This is a genomic window from Pseudomonas sp. 05T35 (assembly GCF_056396605.1).
In genome coordinates this window covers 1-3,608 of sequence record NZ_JBFTLU010000452.1, presented here as the reverse complement: position 1 = coordinate 3,608, position 3,608 = coordinate 1, and the positions used below count along the sequence as shown (strand labels likewise).

General features: G+C 59.2%; 3 protein-coding genes. 2 read left to right on the top strand and 1 reads right to left on the bottom strand.

The genetic code is table 11. The annotated features are described in order from the left end of the window. Positions 1–16: 16 nt before the first annotated feature. Positions 17–388 carry a DUF6124 family protein gene (locus tag AC1DH9_RS25095; RefSeq protein ID WP_427544062.1) on the bottom strand — a complete coding sequence of 124 codons (372 nt, stop codon included), beginning with the start codon at positions 386–388 and terminating at the stop codon, positions 17–19. A 342-nt stretch (positions 389–730) separates the two neighbouring features. Here AC1DH9_RS25095 and AC1DH9_RS25090 point away from each other — a divergent pair, with 342 nt between their 5' ends. Next, positions 731–2,488, top strand: a complete 1,758-nt coding sequence (locus tag AC1DH9_RS25090) for a carbamoyltransferase family protein (RefSeq protein ID WP_427544059.1) — start codon at positions 731–733, stop codon at positions 2,486–2,488. Next, positions 2,472–3,602 carry a glycosyltransferase gene (locus AC1DH9_RS25085; RefSeq protein ID WP_427544056.1) on the top strand — a complete coding sequence of 377 codons (1,131 nt, stop codon included), beginning with the start codon at positions 2,472–2,474 and terminating at the stop codon, positions 3,600–3,602. Before AC1DH9_RS25090 ends, AC1DH9_RS25085 begins: the two co-directional genes overlap by 17 nt. Positions 3,603–3,608 lie beyond the last annotated feature (6 nt).

The window sequence follows — 3,608 nt, the reverse complement described above, 5'->3', positions numbered from 1 at the left end:
CTCCCACAGTCCGGCGCTACCGCTCTTCCGGTTGGTCGAAACTATCCAGCGCCCGGTTCACCAACAGTTCCCCCAACGAGATCATCTGCTGAATCGCCAGCGCCACATGTCGGCGGGTGCCTTCAAGCTCAAACGCCAGATCGCTCGCCAGCACATTGACCGAGGCGAGGGTTTCCGAGGCATGCGCCAGCAGGGTTTCGTTATCCAGATCAGGGATGACCGCGAAGATGTTGGAGGGACGTTTGTCGGGCAGGTTGCCCTTGTCGAATGGTGGTTTGAGGTAGTGATCCAGCGCCCGCTCGGCAGCGTCGTGGAGTTTTTTGGAGTCGGTGGAAGCGTAAGGGGAAGTGCTTGGGGTTTCAGGGAAATCGGGGGTGACTTTGTGCATGGCGACGCTCCTAAGTGCGCCTAGAGTGTGCTCGGACGGTCAAACCCGGTCGCTGAATTGGCAGCGACCACCAGAGACTAGTCACGCGGCTTCCCACCAGCAACCTGAAAAACATGTCGGATGCTTCCCTGAAACCTACAGGCTTTATAAACATCGTTCTTTTTGTCGTCGTCGCTTGCTGTGTTCTGTTGAATATGAGCTTTGTGCGTCAAACAACCTCTGGGTCATTCCGGTCATCTTTACGCTATAATCCCGCCCTTTAGCTGTTTCTCGCCCTTTTGCGAGGACACATTATTTTCAGGCGCACGTCGCCTGCATGCAGACTTAAGAGGCTAGACCCCTGTGGCATTGACGATTCTTGGCCTGTCCGGCGCCCTTAGCCATGATCCTTCCGCAGCCTTGTACATCGACGGCAAGCTGGTCGCGGCTGCTGAAGAAGAGCGCTTCGTACGCGATAAACATGCAAAGAACCGCATGCCTTACGAATCGACGAAGTTCTGTCTGGAACAGGCTGGCATCAAACCTTCCGACGTTGACGTAGTGGCGATCCCGTTTGCCCCGATCAGCCTGTTTGGCAAGGCCCGCTGGCACTACGCCAAGCGTTACTGGTACGCCCCGGACCGCGCGCTTGATGCGATCCTGATGGGCAACCGTCGCTACAAGCGCTATCGCAACAAGATTGTCTGGTGCCTCGAGCAACTGGGCTTCGATCCGAAGAAAATCAAGATCGAGCCGGTCGAGCATCACCTGGCTCACGCCTCCAGCGCCTACCACTGCTCCGGTTTCAAAGAGAAAACCGCGATCCTCGGGATCGACGGCAAGGGCGAGTACGCCACGACCTTCTTCGGTTATGGCGAGAACGGCAAGATCCACAAGATCAAGGAGTTCTTCGATCCGGATTCCCTCGGTGGCCTGTACGGCGCGATCACCGAGTTTCTCGGTTTTGAAATGCTCGACGGTGAGTTCAAGGTCATGGGCATGGCGCCGTACGGCGACGCCAGCAAATATGATTTCTCCCGTCTGGCGTCGTTCGAAAACGGCGAGCTGGTGATCAACACCGATTACGCCAACGTCATCGGCCTGCGTCGCTACAAAGAGAAGGGCAAGGGTTTCTACTTCTCGCCGAAGTTGATCGAGTGGCTGGGCCCGAAACGCGAAGGCGATATTGCTGACGAGCCGTACATCCACTACGCCGCGAGCATGCAAGCGCTGTTCGAGAAACTGGCCTTGCAGATGATCGACTACTATCTGGGCGACGTGCTCAAGGAAACCGGCAAGCTGGCGTTCGCTGGCGGCTGTGCGTTGAACGTCAAGCTGAACCAGAAAATCATCGCTCGCGACGACATCAAGGAGCTGTTCGTACAGCCTGCGTCCGGCGATGCCGGCACCGCGGTGGGTGCTGCGGCTTACGTGTCCCATGCCCGTGGTGTTCCGGTCGAGAAAATGGAGCACGTTTACCTCGGCCCGTCGTACAGCAACGAAGACGTGATCGCGGCTTGCGCCCGTCACCCGAGCGCGCCCAAGTGGCGCAAGCTCGACGACATGCCGGAGAAGATCGCCAAAATCATGGTTGATGGTAATCCGGTGGCCTGGTTCCAGGGGCGCATGGAGTTCGGTCCGCGTGCGTTGGGCGGTCGTTCGATCATCGGTTGTCCAAGCGCCACTGGCGTGGCTGACCGGATCAACCATCAGATCAAGTTCCGCGAGCGCTGGAGGCCTTTCTGCCCGTCGATGCTCGACACCGTGGCGCCGCAGATGATCAAGATCGATCACCCGGCCCCGTTCATGACCTTCACCTTCGAAGTGGCTGAAGAGTGGAAAACCCGCGTGCCGGAAGTCGTCCATGAAGACGGTACGTCCCGTGCCCAGGTGCTCAAGCGCGAATACAACCCGCGTTACTACGACATGATGAAAGCGCTGGAAGTGCTGACCGGTAACGGCGTGTCGCTGAACACCTCGCTGAACCGCCGCGGCGAGCCGATGATCTGCTCGCCGACCGACGCCCTGAACATGTTCTTCGGTTCCGATCTACAGTATCTGATCATGGAAGACATTCTGGTGGTCAAAGACGGCGCGGACGCTTATGACACGCTCGGCTGAGCGCCATGTGCTGCAGTTCTGTCACGGCTATGACGGGCCGTTCCTGGACTGCGCCCGACAGTACGCAAGCCTGTTTGCAGGGTCTGGCTATCGAGTGACCACGGTGTTTCTCACCGGGGTTGCCGATGCTGACGTTGCGGCGGGCTGTGCGTCTGATGAAGTGCTGTTCATGGAATACAGCTCCAAGGCCATTCGTGGCCTGAAGCTTTCGGCGATTGCCGATCTGCGCAAGATCGCCCAGTCGCGCAATTTCAGTTTTTGTATTGCCCACCGTTTCAAGCCGATCTACATCGCCTTGCTCGCAACGCAGCTGCCGGTAATCGGCGTGCATCACGCCTTTGGTGATTACCAGCGGCGGACGCGCAAGCTGTTCGCGCATATTTTTCGCAAGCGCCTGAGTCTGATCGGGGTTTCCGATGCAGTCCGCGACGACATGCGCCGTTGCTTGCCGAAGTGGCCGGCGGCGCGGATTCAAACTCTCTACAACCGCATCGATGTCGACGCGTTGCAGGCCACTCAGGTGTCCTTCGATGCGGCGCGTGACGCCTTGGGGCTGTCGCCGGATGCGTGGGTGATCGGCAACGTCGGTCGCCTGCACCCGGACAAGGACCAGGCCACTTTGCTGCGCGGCTTTGCCCAGGCCTTGCCGCGTTTGCCGGTCGGCAGTCAACTGGCGATTCTTGGCTCCGGACGTCTGGAGCAGCGGCTCAAGGATCTGGCTCGTGAACTCGGTATTGGTGACCGTGTGCTGTTTCTCGGTCAGGTGCCGGAGGCGCGTCGCTACTTCCGGGCTTTCGATGTGTTTGCCCTGAGTTCCGACCACGAGCCGTTCGGCATGGTGCTGCTCGAAGCCATGGCCGCCGGTGTGCCGTTGCTGGCCACCGCGTGTGGCGGGGCGAAGGAAGTAGTCGAAGGTGTCGGTATTTTGTTCCCTCTGGGAGATGTCGAGCACCTGGCGCAGGGCCTGCAACACCTGGCCGTGATGAATCAGCACGAGCACCAGGTCTGCGCCGAAATGATGCTTGATCGTCTGCGCGAGCGCTTCTCGGATCGCGTCGTGCACGAGGCGTTCTGGCGTCTGCCGCACGTCCTTGAACTGACGGCGAGGGCCTGATGGATG

Bases quoted from the DNA above. Each gene is read 5' to 3' on its own strand.
- AC1DH9_RS25095 (WP_427544062.1), bottom strand. From the start codon at position 388: ATGCACAAAGTCACCCCCGATTTCCCTGAAACCCCAAGCACTTCCCCT.
- AC1DH9_RS25085 (WP_427544056.1), top strand. From the start codon at position 2,472: ATGACACGCTCGGCTGAGCGCCATGTGCTGCAGTTCTGTCACGGCTAT.